General features: G+C 66.7%; 16 protein-coding genes. 8 read left to right on the top strand and 8 right to left on the bottom strand.

What is annotated here, in order from left to right; genetic code table 11:
- Positions 1 to 27: 27 nt before the first annotated feature.
- From GEM_RS16590 to GEM_RS16565, 6 genes are all read right to left on the bottom strand, one after another.
- Complete coding sequence (locus GEM_RS16590; protein WP_014898513.1) at positions 28 to 1,149, bottom strand: hypothetical protein; 1,122 nt, start codon at positions 1,147 to 1,149, stop codon at positions 28 to 30.
- 243 nt (positions 1,150 to 1,392) lie between these two features.
- The gene (locus tag GEM_RS16585) at positions 1,393 to 1,896 is read right to left on the bottom strand and encodes a hypothetical protein (RefSeq protein WP_014898512.1); all 504 of its coding nucleotides are present in this window, start codon (positions 1,894 to 1,896) and stop codon (positions 1,393 to 1,395) included.
- A 121-nt stretch (positions 1,897 to 2,017) separates the two neighbouring features.
- Positions 2,018 to 2,842: an OmpW/AlkL family protein gene (locus tag GEM_RS16580; protein WP_014898511.1), complete on the bottom strand. Its 825-nt coding sequence runs from the start codon at positions 2,840 to 2,842 to the stop codon at positions 2,018 to 2,020.
- A gap of 73 nt (positions 2,843 to 2,915) precedes the next feature.
- Positions 2,916 to 4,169, bottom strand: a complete 1,254-nt coding sequence (locus GEM_RS16575; RefSeq protein WP_014898510.1) for a DUF2957 domain-containing protein — start codon at positions 4,167 to 4,169, stop codon at positions 2,916 to 2,918.
- Between the two features lie 71 nt (positions 4,170 to 4,240).
- Positions 4,241 to 5,854, bottom strand: coding sequence for a DUF2957 domain-containing protein (locus GEM_RS16570; protein ID WP_014898509.1), 1,614 nt, complete (start codon positions 5,852 to 5,854; stop codon positions 4,241 to 4,243).
- A 554-nt stretch (positions 5,855 to 6,408) separates the two neighbouring features.
- Positions 6,409 to 6,705 carry a cupin domain-containing protein gene (locus GEM_RS16565; protein ID WP_014898507.1) on the bottom strand — a complete coding sequence of 99 codons (297 nt, stop codon included), beginning with the start codon at positions 6,703 to 6,705 and terminating at the stop codon, positions 6,409 to 6,411.
- Positions 6,706 to 7,135: 430 nt separating this feature from the next.
- On the opposite strand from GEM_RS16565, the gene GEM_RS16560 reads away from it, so the two are divergent.
- The 3 genes from GEM_RS16560 (at position 7,136) to GEM_RS16550 (ending at position 9,708) form a co-directional block, all read left to right on the top strand.
- A complete protein-coding gene (locus tag GEM_RS16560; protein WP_014898506.1) occupies positions 7,136 to 8,080 on the top strand; it encodes an ABC transporter ATP-binding protein in 945 nt (314 codons plus the stop codon).
- Between the two features lie 5 nt (positions 8,081 to 8,085).
- Complete coding sequence (locus tag GEM_RS16555) at positions 8,086 to 8,856, top strand: ABC transporter permease (protein ID WP_014898505.1); 771 nt, start codon at positions 8,086 to 8,088, stop codon at positions 8,854 to 8,856.
- Positions 8,857 to 9,006: 150 nt separating this feature from the next.
- Positions 9,007 to 9,708: an MBL fold metallo-hydrolase gene (locus GEM_RS16550; protein WP_014898504.1), complete on the top strand. Its 702-nt coding sequence runs from the start codon at positions 9,007 to 9,009 to the stop codon at positions 9,706 to 9,708.
- A 43-nt stretch (positions 9,709 to 9,751) separates the two neighbouring features.
- Here the strand turns inward: GEM_RS16550 and GEM_RS16545 are convergent, their stop codons facing one another.
- Complete coding sequence (locus GEM_RS16545; RefSeq protein ID WP_014898503.1) at positions 9,752 to 9,982, bottom strand: hypothetical protein; 231 nt, start codon at positions 9,980 to 9,982, stop codon at positions 9,752 to 9,754.
- Between the two features lie 206 nt (positions 9,983 to 10,188).
- Here GEM_RS16545 and GEM_RS16540 point away from each other — a divergent pair, with 206 nt between their 5' ends.
- Both GEM_RS16540 and GEM_RS16535 read left to right on the top strand, forming a co-directional pair.
- Positions 10,189 to 10,635 carry a YciI family protein gene (locus GEM_RS16540; RefSeq protein ID WP_014898502.1) on the top strand — a complete coding sequence of 149 codons (447 nt, stop codon included), beginning with the start codon at positions 10,189 to 10,191 and terminating at the stop codon, positions 10,633 to 10,635.
- Between the two features lie 240 nt (positions 10,636 to 10,875).
- Positions 10,876 to 11,307, top strand: coding sequence for a YciI family protein (locus GEM_RS16535; protein WP_014898501.1), 432 nt, complete (start codon positions 10,876 to 10,878; stop codon positions 11,305 to 11,307).
- A 68-nt stretch (positions 11,308 to 11,375) separates the two neighbouring features.
- Here GEM_RS16535 and GEM_RS16530 read toward each other — a convergent pair whose 3' ends face one another.
- Positions 11,376 to 11,984: a TetR/AcrR family transcriptional regulator gene (locus GEM_RS16530; RefSeq protein ID WP_014898500.1), complete on the bottom strand. Its 609-nt coding sequence runs from the start codon at positions 11,982 to 11,984 to the stop codon at positions 11,376 to 11,378.
- Between the two features lie 168 nt (positions 11,985 to 12,152).
- Between GEM_RS16530 and GEM_RS16525 the strand changes: the two genes are divergently transcribed.
- From GEM_RS16525 to GEM_RS16515, 3 genes are all read left to right on the top strand, one after another.
- Positions 12,153 to 12,923, top strand: coding sequence for an alpha/beta hydrolase (locus GEM_RS16525; RefSeq protein ID WP_014898499.1), 771 nt, complete (start codon positions 12,153 to 12,155; stop codon positions 12,921 to 12,923).
- A gap of 88 nt (positions 12,924 to 13,011) precedes the next feature.
- Positions 13,012 to 13,818, top strand: coding sequence for a DinB family protein (locus tag GEM_RS16520; RefSeq protein ID WP_014898498.1), 807 nt, complete (start codon positions 13,012 to 13,014; stop codon positions 13,816 to 13,818).
- Complete coding sequence (locus GEM_RS16515; RefSeq protein WP_014898497.1) at positions 13,815 to 14,543, top strand: alpha/beta fold hydrolase; 729 nt, start codon at positions 13,815 to 13,817, stop codon at positions 14,541 to 14,543. Before GEM_RS16520 ends, GEM_RS16515 begins: the two co-directional genes overlap by 4 nt.
- Positions 14,544 to 14,599 lie beyond the last annotated feature (56 nt).

Genomic DNA, 14,599 nt, shown 5'->3' with positions numbered 1-14,599 from the left:
CGCGGCGTTCTCGCCGCGAGCCGTTTTTCATTGAACGGTTCCGCCGCCCGTGCTGAACCGCGTGATCGCAGCCCCCCTCGGCCGCACCCGCTTCGCGCGCACGATCGGATTCGAGCGCGACGTCAGGCTCATCGCGCCGCTCAAACGCTCGAACGCGACATCCTCCCTCTGTGCAAAGCGGCCGACCGCCGGCCATGCGAGCGCTTCATCGAGCCACGTCTGCCACGCGTCGCCGTGAAAGCGGCGCGCGAACTCGCGCACCCTGTCCGGCGCGGCGATCACGATTCCCGCCAGCAAGTAATACGCCCAGAAGCTGCCCGCACCGACGAGCCGGTCGAGCCGGCACACGGACACCGCCGCGAGCAGCCCGTCCACCGACGCGAGATCGGTGCGCCGTTCGCGAATCGCGCGTGCGACGAGATTGTGCTGACCGCCATACGCGGCAACAGAAATCCCGTTCCCGGCGGCGTGCTCGGCGCAGAATATCGCGAGCGCGGCCATCTCGTCGAGGCGCGCGGCATCGTCGCGCGGCCCGCACACGCGCAGCACGATCGCGTCGATGATCGCACCGGGCCGCGCCGACGGCTCCAAGCAGGCGGCCACGACAGCCGCGTGTCGTTCTCTCAGGTTCTTCGCAGGCGGCGCTTCGTCGTTCGCGTGGCGTTCTCGCCCGTCGTGCTCGTCGGCGCCGTGGCGGCCGCCGGGTGCGACACCGCCGGCAATTCGCCCGAGCGCGGCCCAGCCGTCATCGGGATCGTCGAATGCCCACGCATCGACGAAGCCGTGCGCCGCTTCGAATACCGCACGCGATCCGGGGCAGCATCGCTCCGCATGCGCGAGCTGCTGCGCGTCGGGCACGTGCAGGCATGCGCCGCGTGGATCGCTCGCATCGCACGCGCAACCGCCGCCGTCCATCGCGATCCGCGGCGTGAGTCCATGCAGGACGGCGAGCGCTGCGTGCGACAGGTTCACGCCCGCACGCACGCTTGCAGCGCGCGACGACAGAGCGGCCGTTGCGCCGACGTCGACCGTCGCCACGCAAGCCGCTTCGTTCAGATGTTCGATCAGGTACTGCAGCCACGCGGCCGTGCGCAGCCGGTCAGGCGTCGCACCGCGGGCATCGCCATACTTCGCTGGGTCGGTGAGCATGGGTGGTCCGGAATGGTTCTGGCAAATCGGAGTGATCGGGTTGTTTTAGTCGAAGCAGGCGGCACGGTGCATCGCACCGGCCTCCTGCATGGCCGCCCGCATCGGATCGCGAAGCAGGCGGCCAGCCGGCCGTCGCGCCGATACGCGCGACGGCACGAACGCCTCTCGAAGCCGGAACGCCCGCCGCGCATCGTTGCACGGCCCTCGTCCATGGCGAGCGCCCCGGCCTCGATCGCGCGACGCTTACTGCACGCGGAACTTCGGCGACGTGACGACCGTGCCGCTGACCGTACAGTCCGGCGTCAGCACCGCGTTGTTGAACGTCAGCGACGAGTTCGGATCGCTCCACGTCGTCACGACCTTGCTCGGCCCGCAGGTGCCGAGCAGCGTGACGGTCACCTTCGCGTTGTTGATCGACAGTTGCGTCGTGCTGTCGGCCTGCCCCGTCCACGGCGATGCGCTGCTCGCGCTGCCGTTGATCAGGCCGCACGTGGCGCCGCCCGCGAACGTCGTCGACGTGATGTTGACGATGCCCGTCGCGGAGATCGTGCCGTTGAACGTCGCGTTGCAACTCGCGTTGATCGCCCCCTTGGCCAGGACCGTGAGCCCTGTTGCGGAGAACGGTTCCCCGTTCGGATTCATGGCCTGACCGTCGACGCGCGACACGGTGACGGCGAACGCGGGCGCGGCCGAGACCGCGGTGAATGCCACTGCAGCAACAAGCGATACGATTCGACGAATGCTCATCTGAACTGCCCCCTCTCTTCACAAATGGCGGCATGCCGCCAGGAACGCGACGTCCCGGCCGGATTGCCCCGGCCGCCCGGTCGCAGGAAACCGCCGGCACGCGTGATGCACGCCGGACGGCTCAAAACTTGTAGGAAATCCCGACGAACGTGATCAGCGGATCGGCCTTCAGCCGCGTGCGCGTGGTCGCGAGCGTCGAACCGTCGGCGGCCCGGATCACGAGCGACGAGTAGGTCTTCAGCGGCATGTAGGTCAGCGTCGCCGTGAGCCCCCAGTGCTTGTCGATCGCGTAGCTCGCGCCGACGTTGTAGACCGGCGTGAACGACGACGACGCCTTGCCCTCCACCGACGTCGGCCCCGGCTTGCCGGCGCCGGCCGCGAGCACGCTGCCGAGGTTCTCGTTGATGTCCTTCGCGAAGTTGCCGTTCAGCTCGATGTTGCTGAACCAGCTATAGGCCACGCCGATCCCGACGAACGGACGGAACTTCGCGGTCGGCGCATTGAAGTAGTACTGCAGAATGATCGTCGGACTCCACTGCCGCGCGTTCTTCACGGCCGGCTGATTCGCCGTCTTGTCCATGTCGACGATGCCGAGCGCGTCGGCCGGGCCCGGCGGCCGGATCACGCCGTGCCCGGTCAGCGTGAACTCGGGCGGCACGCCGAGCACCGACGTCACCGCGATGTGGTCGGTGAAGAAGTGCGTGAGCGTGAGGCCGACCGTATCGGCGTTGTTGACCGTCAGGCTCGTGCCCGGCGACGTGAACGAACCGGGCAGCCGCAGCGGCCCGTTGATCGGCATGTTCGCGAGATTCGTCGTCAGCCCGTTGGTCGAATCCTGCGGCATGATGTGCAACCAGCCCAGCGTCGCGACGTTGTCGCCCGCCTGCTGGGCCGATGCGAGCGTCGACACGCCTGCGACGACTCCCGCGACAATCAGCTTCTTCATCGAGTCTCCCCTTCATTCTGTCCGGGCGCCGCGCAGTTGCGCGCGGCGCCACCGTGTCTCCATCCACGCGTGGTCACTGCACGAACGCGCCGACCGTGAAGTACGGGTTGCTCGCATCGTTCATGTCGAGAAACCCGAACACGCCGCCCGTGAACACGAACTTGCCGGTCGCCGGCCCCGACGCCGCGTCCGCGTGCACGGTCGTGACGACGCCCGGCACCTTCTGCGTGTAGTCGAGGTTCAGGGCGCGCGTGAGCGCGGCCTGCGATGCGTTGAACGGATCGAGCAGCGTCGCCTGCGCGCCGACGAGCGCGGTCGCGCGATAGTTGAACGCGCTGTCGACGCCGGTGTACTCGCCGTTCTGCGAACCCGCTGCGACCGCCGCCCGCGGGCTCAGGAACGAGATGCCCGATTCGTCGTCCGCGCTCGGCGGGCCTTGCGTGAGGTCCGCGTTCGCGGCACCGGTGCGGATGAAGACCGGCACGAGCTGGTTGCGCAGCTTGCCGACGATCAGGATCCCCTTGCCGGCCTTCGCCGGATCGAGCGCGGCGAGCGTCGGCGGAATCTGCGGCTGGTAGTTCAGCGACTGGAACGCCGGCGCATCGGGACGCAGCGTGAACGGCTGGTTCACGGTCGCGCTCGACGCGAGCGGCTGCCCGCCGTTCTTCTTGCCGAAGTTGTCGGTCTCGACGTAGCTGCCGTCCGCGTTGATCGTCACCTGCTGGTCGAGCGCCACCGGCTGGAAGGTCTGCGACGGCACCTGGTGATAGCCGAGCTGGTTGTAGCTGCCGGCGATCTTCGTCAGGTCGGTTTCCAGCGACGAGAAGCTGATGAACGGGTAGTACGGGAACGTCGTCTTCGGAATCCTGCCGACGCCGATCACGCCGTCGAACTGGATCGTCGCGCCGGGAATCGCGCCGCCCAGCACGCCTTCGCCGAGGAACAGCCGTGCCGGCCGGTTCGGGTCGAGGCTCGCGTTCTGCATCCGGAACGTGCACTGGTTCAGCTTCACGGTCGGCAGGCCCGTTTCGTCGGCCAGCGTGCCGTCGACGACGTTGGCGGGCGCCGTGTCGCGCGTCGGCTGCACGGTGCCCGTGGTGGTCGGCACCGGCGACGCGAGGTAGGTCATCCGGTACGTCATCTTCGTCGTGTCGAGCTGCACCTTCACGAGTTCGCCCGAGCCGGACCCGCCGATGAATACCGTGTTGTAGTCGATGGCCTGCGGGCACAGCCGGACCACCGGCGCGGGCGGCGGGTCGCCGTCTCCACCGCAGGCAGCCAGCACCGGCGCAAGCGATGCCGCGGCCATCCAATGCTTCACATTCATAGGAATCCTCTTTAATGTCGATTCGACAGCGGCGACGCGTGCGCCGCCGGTGTTCCGTGTTCAGTACGCCGTTACTGGACGAACGCGCCGACCGTGAAGAACGGGTTGACCTTGCTGTTGTTGACGACCATCGCGTAGACGTTTCCGGCCGTCACGAGCCAGCCCGTATCGCCCTTGCTGAAGATCGCCACGTTGCCGTTTGCGTTCTTCGCGTTGAAGTCCTGCGTGGCCGTGACCTTGATCTTGCCGGGCGTGGCCTGCGTGTAGTCGAGTGCGAACTGCGAGCTGACCGACGACGTCTGCGGATCGATGAACGCCGCGGTGGCGCCCTGGAACAGCGTCGACGTGTAGTTCGCGGCCATCGTCGACACGGCGGTGCCGTCGTTGCAGTTGCCCGCCTGTGCCAGGAAGAAGGTACCGTCGAACGTGCCGGGCAGATCCGGATGCGGGATATTGTTGTTGAAGCTCGGCCCCGACGTCGCGATCGCGAACGTCGCGGTGCTGGGTGCCACGACACCGCACGCGGACGCGCTCGTTGCGCCGATGAAGCCGCCCTTCAGCGAATTGGCCCCGACGGCCCTGGTCCGCGACAGCATCGAGATCCCCACCTCCGCATCGGCGACCGACGCCAGAAGGTTGCCCGCGTCGATATGCGTGTAGCCCACCCGAATCACGACCGGCACCAGCACGCCGTTCAGCTTGCCGACGATCATGATGCCCTTCGCCTGGCTCGGCGCGGCAATCACGATCGCCGAGCCCTGCCCGGCGAATGGATACACGAGGTTGCCGCCCGCGCTCGCCACCGCGTTGCTCACGAACACGTTGTCGGACGAACCGTCAGCGTTCTTGCGCAACGCCCACGGCGTCCCGGTGGTCTGACACGAGTAGTCGCTGCCTGTCGTGATGGTGCACGAGCCGTCGGCATTGAACGTCTGGTTCCAGTTGACGACATCGGGTTGCCAGCCGACGGCCCCCGTGCTGCTCTGCGCGCTGCCGCCGACCGGCGACAAGTGGATGCCGAGTTCGCTGTAGTTGCCCGCGACTTTCGTGAAGTCGGTTTCGGTGTCGGTGAAGCCGATGAACGGATAGAAATCGAAGGTGCGTGACGGCACGGTGCCGAGCACGATGCCCGGGAACGGCTCGAGACCGGCGAACGCAATTGTCGCGCCGGGAATCCCGCCGCCAACGACGCCATTGCCGACGAACAGCATCGGCGGGTCCGCACGATTGATCGTCACCGCATACGCGCCGTCGCTCGTCGCGCCGCTATCGAGCACGAACGCGCAGCGGTTCTGCTCGGCGGTCGGCAGATTGGTCGGATGGTGGAACGCGCCGCTGATCGTCAGGCCCGCGCGCGTGTTGTTGACCTGCCCCGCCGACGTCGGCACCGACGATTCGATGAACTGCATCTGGTAGGTGCGTTTGGTCGTATCGAACTTGACCTTCGCGTATTCGCCGCTGCCGGAGCCGCCCGTGTAGGTCGTCGTGTAGTCGAGCGAATCCGGACACAGCTTCGTCACGACGGGCGGCGTCGTTTCGGCGCCGCTCGGCCCGCAGGCGCTGCCCGAGCACTGCGGCACGTTGATCGGGCCCGGATCGTCGCCGCCGCCGCACCCGGCGACGAACGGCAGCGCCAGCACGGCGCACGACAGGATCACCTTCCGGAATTCAGGAATGCAAATCATCAACCCCTCCTTTCAAGTACGACAGGTCTCGTCCGGACGGGCTGCGTGGCCCGCCGGTTGGTATCGCGCCGCCGCGAAGGCGTGCGGCGCATGACGATGCGCGCCGCGTTGCCGGACAGGCAAATGCGATCAAAGCCGCCGCGGCAGGCAAGCGCGCTCCGGCGGCGCCGTCGGGGGAATCGAATTGGAATGTGACGCGTCGCTACAGCGACGACGCGATGTGATGGCGCAGGCAGGCGACTCGCGTCGCGCCCGCATCCGGCGAAAAGCAGGTAAACGGCAGTCCGGCCAGCCCCTCGGATAGGCGTGTCATGTATTGGTCTCCGTACGTACGCTTGATTCGTTATCGTGATGCGTCGTTGGTCGAGACTATGATCGGACGATACGCACAAGTAAATGGATGCAGAGTTCCAAACGAGCCGAACCGCGCGACCCTAGTGCGTGCAGGCAATTTGACAATTTTTCAAACAGCCTTCAATTTATTTGCTCAGACAAATAGATGACCGTGCGGCAGGCCGCTCCGGCCGCCCGCGCCGGATCGCACCGGTGCACGCTCACACGTCGATGATCGCCAGCGTGCCGTGACTGCCCGGCAGCACCGCGTGGCGCGTGCCGGCGTGCGCGAGATACATCTGCCCGGCCTCGACCACGATCGTCTGCGCGTCGACCTCGAGCATCAGCCTGCCGTCGAGCACCAGCAGCCCCTCGTTGTAGTCGTGCACTTCCGCTTCGTACGGCTGCGCATCCATGCGCAGCACCTTGATCCTGGCGGGCCCGACCTCGCCCACGATCGTGGATTTCCACGCGACGGCCTGGGCGGCCGCAACAGACTTGAAATCGATCAGAGACATCCGCAGCGCTCCCGGAACATGAAAGGAACGCATTATCGCGAGCGCCGCGCCTGTCGTCCCGGTACGGCGCGGCGGCGTTCGGGCAGCACAGTCGGCCGCCCGGACGCTCCGCCGCCGCACGCCGACGCGAGTACCGCCGGTTTTGCCGAAAACGCTGCGAATTGTTCGTTCAATTTAAATAAAGTGTCGCGTTGTTGAATGGCGCGCGTGAATTTGACGCAAATCCGGCACCGGTATCGCACGCCCTTTCCACCAGAATGCAATTCCATCTTCCGATTGCTAATATGGCGGTCCTGCGATCCCGCACCACAACGCCGTTCGACATGACGCCCGTTCGCCATGCCGCACCCGACACCGGCCGCTTCGCAGCGGCGGCACCGGGCACGCGCGGCGCACGGGGTCGGCCCGACCGGCCGTGCCATCCGTGAGCATGCAACCGATCCTTTCCGTCTCAGACCTCTCCAAGACTTACGCGTCCGGCTTCCAGGCGCTGAAGCACGTGACCCTCGACATCCGCCCCGGCGAGATCTTCGCGCTGCTCGGGCCGAACGGCGCGGGCAAGACCACGCTGATCGGCTCGATCTGCGGCATCGTCACGCCGACCGAAGGCCGCGTGACGGTCGGCGGCCACGACATCCGCGATCAATACCGCGCCGCCCGCGAAATGATCGGCCTCGTGCCGCAGGAACTGACGACCGATGCGTTCGAAACCGTCTGGGCGACGGTGTCGTTCAGCCGCGGCCTGTTCGGCAAGGCGCCCGATCCCGCACACATCGAGAAGACGCTGAAGGCACTGTCGCTGTGGGACAAGCGCGACAACAAGCTGATGACGCTGTCGGGCGGGATGAAGCGCCGCGTGATGATCGCGAAGGCGCTGTCGCACGAACCGCGCATCCTGTTCCTCGACGAGCCGACGGCCGGCGTCGACGTCGAGCTGCGCCGCGACATGTGGAAGCTGGTCGACTCGCTGCGCGAAAGCGGCGTGACGATCCTGCTGACCACGCACTACATCGAGGAAGCGGAGGAAATGGCCGACCGGATCGGCATCATCCTCGGCGGCGAACTCGTGCTCGTCGAGGAAAAGCGCGAGCTGATGCGCAAGCTCGGCAAGAAGCAGCTGACCGTGCAGCTCGAGCATCCGCTCACGAACGTGCCGGCCGAACTCGCGCCGTTCAGGCTCGAACGCGCAGACGACGGCGCGGCGCTGGTCTATACGTACGACTCGCACCGCGACGACGCGAGCATCGCGAAGCTGATCAACGCGCTCGGCACGGCCGGCATCGGCTTTCGCGACCTGCATACGACGCAGAGCTCGCTCGAGGACATTTTCGTCAGCCTGATCGACAACCGCCGCAACGGCGCACAAGGGGCGTAACGCACATGGCGCACTGGAATTTCCATGGAATCCGCGCGATCTACCGCGCCGAAATGGCCCGCACGCGCCGCACGCTGATGCAGAGCATCATCGCGCCGGTGATCTCGACGTCGCTGTACTTCGTCGTGTTCGGCTCGGCGATCGGCTCGCGCATCAGCGACGTGAACGGCATCGGCTACGGGTCGTTCATCGTGCCGGGCCTCGTGATGTTGTCGCTGCTGTCGCAGAGCATCTCGAACGCGTCGTTCGGCATTTACTTCCCGCGCTTCACGGGCACGATCTACGAGATCTTGTCCGCGCCCGTGTCGTACTGGGAGATCGTGATCGCGTATGTCGGCGCGGCGGCGTCGAAGTCGCTGCTGCTCGGTGTGATCATCCTCGCGACGGCCGGCCTGTTCGTGCCGCTGCACATCCTGCATCCGTTCTGGATGGTACTGTTCCTCGTACTGACGTCGATCACCTTCAGCCTGTTCGGCTTCGTGATCGGCATCTGGGCCGACAGCTTCGAGAAGCTGCAGCTCGTGCCGCTCCTGATCATCACGCCGCTCACGTTCCTCGGCGGCAGCTTCTACTCGGTCGACATGCTGCCGCCCGCATGGCGGATCGTCACGCTGTTCAACCCGATCGTCTACCTGATCAGCGGCTTCCGCTGGTCGTTCTACGGCCTGGCCGACGTGCACGTCTGGATCAGCCTTGCCGCGACGTCGCTGTTCCTCGCGATCCTGCTCGCGATCGTCGCGTGGATGTTCCGTACCGGGTACAAGCTGAAGAACTGACGCGGCGCGAACACTGCATCGGCCGGTTCGCGCATCCGCAGCGGCGCTGCTAGACTGCATCGGAAGATCGACCGCTGCCGCCTGTCGCACCGCAACCCGCGGTGCGCGGGCCGCGCGGCTCCCGCTACAATCCCTGCGCGAGGATCCCCGATGAGCGCCTCCCGAATCGTCGCTGTTCGCCACGGCCTGTTTCGCGCGACGACCTACGTCGAGTCACTGAACCTCAGTTTCAGCCAGTTCTTCGTCCGCTCGCCGCACGGTGACGTACTGTGCATCGAAACGGGCACCCGTGCCAATTTCACGCAACTGAGCGCAGCGCTCGATACCGTCGGCATCTCGCCGTCGATGGTCAGCAGCGTGATCGTCCCGCACTTCGAGGCCGACGAGATGGGCGCACTGCCCGACTTCCTCGCGGCCAATCCGGCGCTCGTCGCGTACGGACATCCGATGTGTACCTGGGGACTGGCCGACGTGTTCGGCGTGCGCGCGGTTCCGCTGAAGGACGGCGAGCCGACGAAGCTGTCCGGCATCGAGGTCGTGCCGATCTTCACGAAGCACGTGCATCAGTGGGATGCGCTCGTCGTGTATCTGCCGGCGTACAAGGCGTTGCTGTCGTCGGACATCCTGATGCGCTTCGGCAACGAGCCAACGAACGATCCGCTGCCCGCGATCCTCGATTCGATCACCGGCTCGGATTACCTGCCGTCGCTGGTGCACCTGGCAAGCGCGTTGCGCCGCATCCAGACGCTCGATCTCGACATCATCCTGCCGATGCACGGCCCGGCGATCACGCACGATATCCCGCGCGTAATCGCCGGTGTAATCGCTCATTGCGAGGCCGGCGCCGCGTAACGTACGCAGGCGGCGACACAAACCGTGGTGGAAAGGGGGCCGGTCAGACGCCCGTGACGACGAACTCTTCGGCCGCCTTGCGCTGGACCGCGGCCATCACTGCGAGTTCGCGCTTGCTGCGCGTATCGCCGGACACGACGCCCGTCGCGTGCTTCGCTTTCGCGCCCAGCGGGAAAAACACGAACGACGCGCCGTCCGGCGCTGCCGGCTCGGCACGCAAGCGCTTGTTCAGAATCTTCAGGTATTTCTTCTTCGAGACTTCTTTAGCAGCCATGGCACCCTCCGCGTGAACGTCGTGAGGATCAGCATACCAGTTTTGGCGACGGGGTCGGCCGGCATGCCCGTCGGCGGCGCAACGGCGTTTTTTTCGCGCCGATGTCGATTTCGCGTTACGTCGCCCGTCGTACCATTGCAAGCACGGGCCGGCCTTCCCGCATGGCCGGCCCGCACACCCACGTTGCGAACCGAGGAGAAACTGCAATGCGCGTCATGGTCATCGTCAAGGCAACCGCCGATTCCGAAGCCGGCAAGATGCCCGACACCGAACTGCTGGCCGCGATGGGCCAGTACAACGAGGCGCTCGTGAAAGCGGGCGTGATGCTGGCCGGCGAAGGGCTGCACCCGAGCACCCGCGGCAAGCGCGTACGCTTCGCCGGCAAGGACCGGACCGTGACCGACGGCCCGTTCGCCGAAACCAAGGAACTCATCGCCGGGTTCTGGCTGTGGCAGGTGAACTCCCTGGACGAAGCCGTCGAATGGGTGAAGCGCTGCCCGAACCCGATGCTCGGCGAATCGGAAATCGAGATCCGCCAGGTGTTCTCGCCCGAGGATTTCGGCGCGGAATTCACGCCCGAGCTGCAGGAGCAGGAAGCGCGGCTGCGCGCGCAACTCGGCGACGGCCCGAAGGCGCCGCCGGCCGGGAACTGACGGATCGTACTGACCTGCCCGCCGGGCGGGCCGCCTCGCAGCCATGCGTAGCCGCCCGCCCGGAAAGTCACAGGTCGATCACGCTCCGGCAACGCGCCACCCGCCGTTCCAGCCCACCCCCCGGCGCTTTTTTTCACCTCCGTTGTCGAGTTCGCTGCTTGCCGGCCGTCCTGATGTCGTAAGCCCCGTTCGCCTTCCGGCGGACGAACATCCGACCACCCGCCCCAAGGAGATACGACCATGCGCGTCCTGGTAATCGTCAAGGCCACCGCCGATTCCGAATCCGGCCGGATGCCGGACCCTGAAATGATCGCCGCGATGGGCCGCTTCAACGAGGAACTGGCGCAGGCCGGCATCCTGCTGGCCGCCGACGGGTTGCACCCGAGCATGCGCGGCAAGCGCGTCCACTTTGCCGGCAAGAACCGCACCGTCATCGACGGCCCGTTCGCCGAAACGAAGGAGCTCGTCGCCGGCTTCTGGCTGTGGCAGGTGAACTCGCTGGACGAAGCGGTCGAATGGGTGAAGCGCTGCCCGAATCCGATGCCCGGCGACTCCGACATCGAAATCCGCCCGCTGTTCGAAGCCGAGGACTTCAGGCCGGCATTCACGGCCGAACTGCAAGCGCTGAAAGCGACACTGAGCGCGCAAGCCGAGGCCGGGAAGCGCACGTAAGCCGTGCGGCGTCAGGCGACCCCACATGACCGCCGGGCGCCTACGCTACCCGCCGACGCGTGCACGGCTCACGCGCGGTTGCGCGGCACCGCGAGCCGCTCGACCGCCCCACCGGTCACGTCCCTGAACATCCCGGCATTGCCGTACGCCCGCGCGGCAAGCATCGCGCCATAGACCAGCGACACGAACGTCGCGGCCTCGGTCTGCACCGACACGCCCGGCTGCACGACGCCGTCTTTCACCCCTGTGTCGAGCACGCGCACCAGCCACGCCGCAAGGTCGTCGAAATGCGCCTTCACCGCCCGCGCGACTTCGTCGGGCAGCGCCGGCAACTCCGCGCCGAGCATGCCGGCGACGCAGAACGGCGCGCTGTCGTCCGCGATGCAGCGCTCCCAGTAGCCGATGTATGCGCGCATCTGCACCAGCGCGTCGGCGCCACTCGAGTCGAGCAACGCCATGTCGGCATCGAATTTCGCCTGCGACTGCTGCAGCACGGCGACCGCCAGATCCGCCTTCGTCGGAAAGTGGTGGTGAATGCTCGCCTTCCTGATGTCGATCGCGTCGGCGATGTCGGCATAACTGAACCCGCTGTAGCCACGCCGCATGATCAGTTGCCGCCCGGCTTCGAGAATGCGGGCCGCCGTACTATCCCCCGATACCGTCATCTTGCCTACCATCTAGTCGGATGAAAAACACGGATAGTTTACCTCGTTGAGATACTCTTTTCCAGCCGCGATCTCTCCTTGCACGCCATCCTACCTACTAGTAGGATGAGCTCATCGACGGAACAAGACGCCTGTCGATATCCGACGGTTCCTACCCTGTCTTCCTTCTGGAGAATGAAAATGAAGCGCTTTTCCCAAGTCCGCCAGATCGCCGCGGCACTCGCCCTGACCGCCGCCGCACTCGGCTCGCATGCGGCCGTCGCCGCCCCCGTCAAGAACGTCGTGCTGGTTCATGGCTACTTCGCCGACGGCTCGGGCTGGCAAGCCGTCTCGAACATCCTGACACGTGACGGCTACAAGGTTTCCGTCGTGCAGCAGCCGGAAACGTCGTTCGACGACGACGTGAAGGCAACCCGGCGCGTCGTCGACGCGCAGGACGGCCCGAGCATCCTCGTCGGCCATAGCTACGGCGGCGCGGTGATCACCGAAGCCGGCAACGACGACAAGGTAGCGGGCCTCGTCTACGTGGCCGCATTCCAGCCCGACACCGGCGAAAGCCCGCTCGAACTGACCAGGAGGACGCCGCCCGCGACAAAGGCGATCAAGGCTACCGACGACGGCCATCTGTATTTCGACGAAGCGTCGTTCCATGCCGACTTCGCGGCCGACGTGCCGGCCGCCGAAGCGAAATTCATGGCGATCTCGCAAGTCACGCCGGCCGCGCAGTCGTTCGGTGTGCCGATCACGCACGCCGCGTGGCGGACGAAACCGAGCTGGGCGGTGGTCGCCACCGCGGACCGCGCGATCAACCCCGAGCTCGAACGCTTCATGACGCAACGCGCCGGCAGCAAGACGATCGAACTCAAGTCGAGCCACGTCGCCTACATCTCGCATCCCGCTGAAGTCGCGAAGCTGATCGAACAGGCAGCCAGGAGCACCGGCAAGGAGTAATGCAGTGCATTGCCCGAAGCGCCCCGGTTGACGCTATCGGTCCAGTAACGTATCGTTTTGATACGTTACTGGACAAACGCTTTCCATCATGCATTCCCGTTTCGACCGTTTCCGCGCGACGCCGCTCGGCACGCAACTCGAAGCGCTGATCGCGCAGCCTGGGCACTATGTCGAATTCGCGGCGCTGTCGCGTGTCGGCGTCGCCGCGATCGGCGCGATCCAGCACGAAATCGCGCACAAATTCCCCGAAATCGAAGCCGATACGACGGCCCGGCAGTTCTGCGGCGCGATGGTCGCCGACGTGATGCGCCGCCACGGGCATGACGTCGTGCAGGCGCGCGGCCGGATCGGCGGCGCGCTGTTCAGCTACGGCGCGGTGTTCAGCGCATTTCCGCGGGTACTGCCGTTCGCCGACGTCGTCGTCGAGCTGGCCGCGATGCCTGCGCGGATCGCCTCGTATGCCGCGCACCTGCCCGCCATGCTCGTCACACGCCGCCCGGCCGGCACCGGCTTTTCGTTCGTCGAACATGCGTGCCACCTGCGCGACCTCGACGCAGTGTTCGCCGAACGCATCGACACCGTGCGCACGCACGAATTGCCCGTGATCGCATCGGTCGACGGCACCGCGCTTGCCGCGCAGCGCGACTATCTCGCACAGCCGCTCGATGACGCGCTCGCCGCGTTCCGCACCGGCCGTGCCGCGCTGTGCGCGACGGCCGGCGCGCTTCAACCGCCGGAACTCGCGCGCTGCGGGTTGCGCGACGGCATCCGCCGGATGTCGCTCGACGAACTCGTGCGCGAACTGCTCGACCACGACCGCACCCACGTGCTCGAGCTCGACGAACTGCTCGCCGAACTCGAGTTGCCGCCCCTACCGTCATCACCCACCGCATGAACCTGCCCACGCCTGTCGTCTTCGTTCACGGCTTCATCGGCACGCTCGACGTGCCCGCATGGCCCGGCCCGCAGCTTGCCCCCGACCTGCTCGGCTACGGCATCCATCGCGCCGCGCCGGTCGACGCGATCACGCTCGCCGCGCAGGTCGAGCATGTGCGGCAGGCCGTCGAGCGGCAGTTCGGCGCGCAGCCGGTCGATCTCGTCGGTCACTCGCTCGGCGGCGCGATCGCGATGCTGTTCGCGCACGCGCACCCGGCGCGCGTGCGCCGGATCGTCAACGTCGAAGGCAACTTCACGCTCGACGACGCGTTCTGGTCGGCGTCGGTCGGCCGCATGACGCCCGCGCAGGCCGATGCGATGCTCGCCGGCCTGCGCGCCGATCCGCCGGGCTGGCTGCGCGGCGCGATCGACGCCCCGACGCCGCGCCAGCTCGACGACGCGCGCCGCTGGCTCGCGCATCAGCCGGCGTCGACGCTGCGCGCGATGGGCCGCTCGGTCGTCGCGACGACCGGCGAACCCGGCTATCTGCAGACACTCTCGGAAGTCGTCGCGCGCCATCCGGTGTGGCTCGTCGCCGGTGAACGCTCGCGCGCGGGCTGGCATGTGCCGGACTGGGCGCTCGCGCGCTGCGCCGGTTTCGAAACGATCGGCGGCTGCGGGCACCTGGTGCCGGCCGAGCGGCCCGCCGCGTTTCGCGACACGCTCGCGCGCTGTCTCGGCTGACGCGCGCGGCAGCCCCGCCGCGCCGGCCACCTGACAACTCGTATGTTTCGCCGAAA

The sequence above is a fragment of the Burkholderia cepacia GG4 genome, from assembly GCF_000292915.1.
Classification (GTDB): Bacteria; Pseudomonadota; Gammaproteobacteria; order Burkholderiales; family Burkholderiaceae; genus Burkholderia; species Burkholderia cepacia_D.
This window is presented reverse-complemented; position numbering and strand designations above follow the sequence as displayed.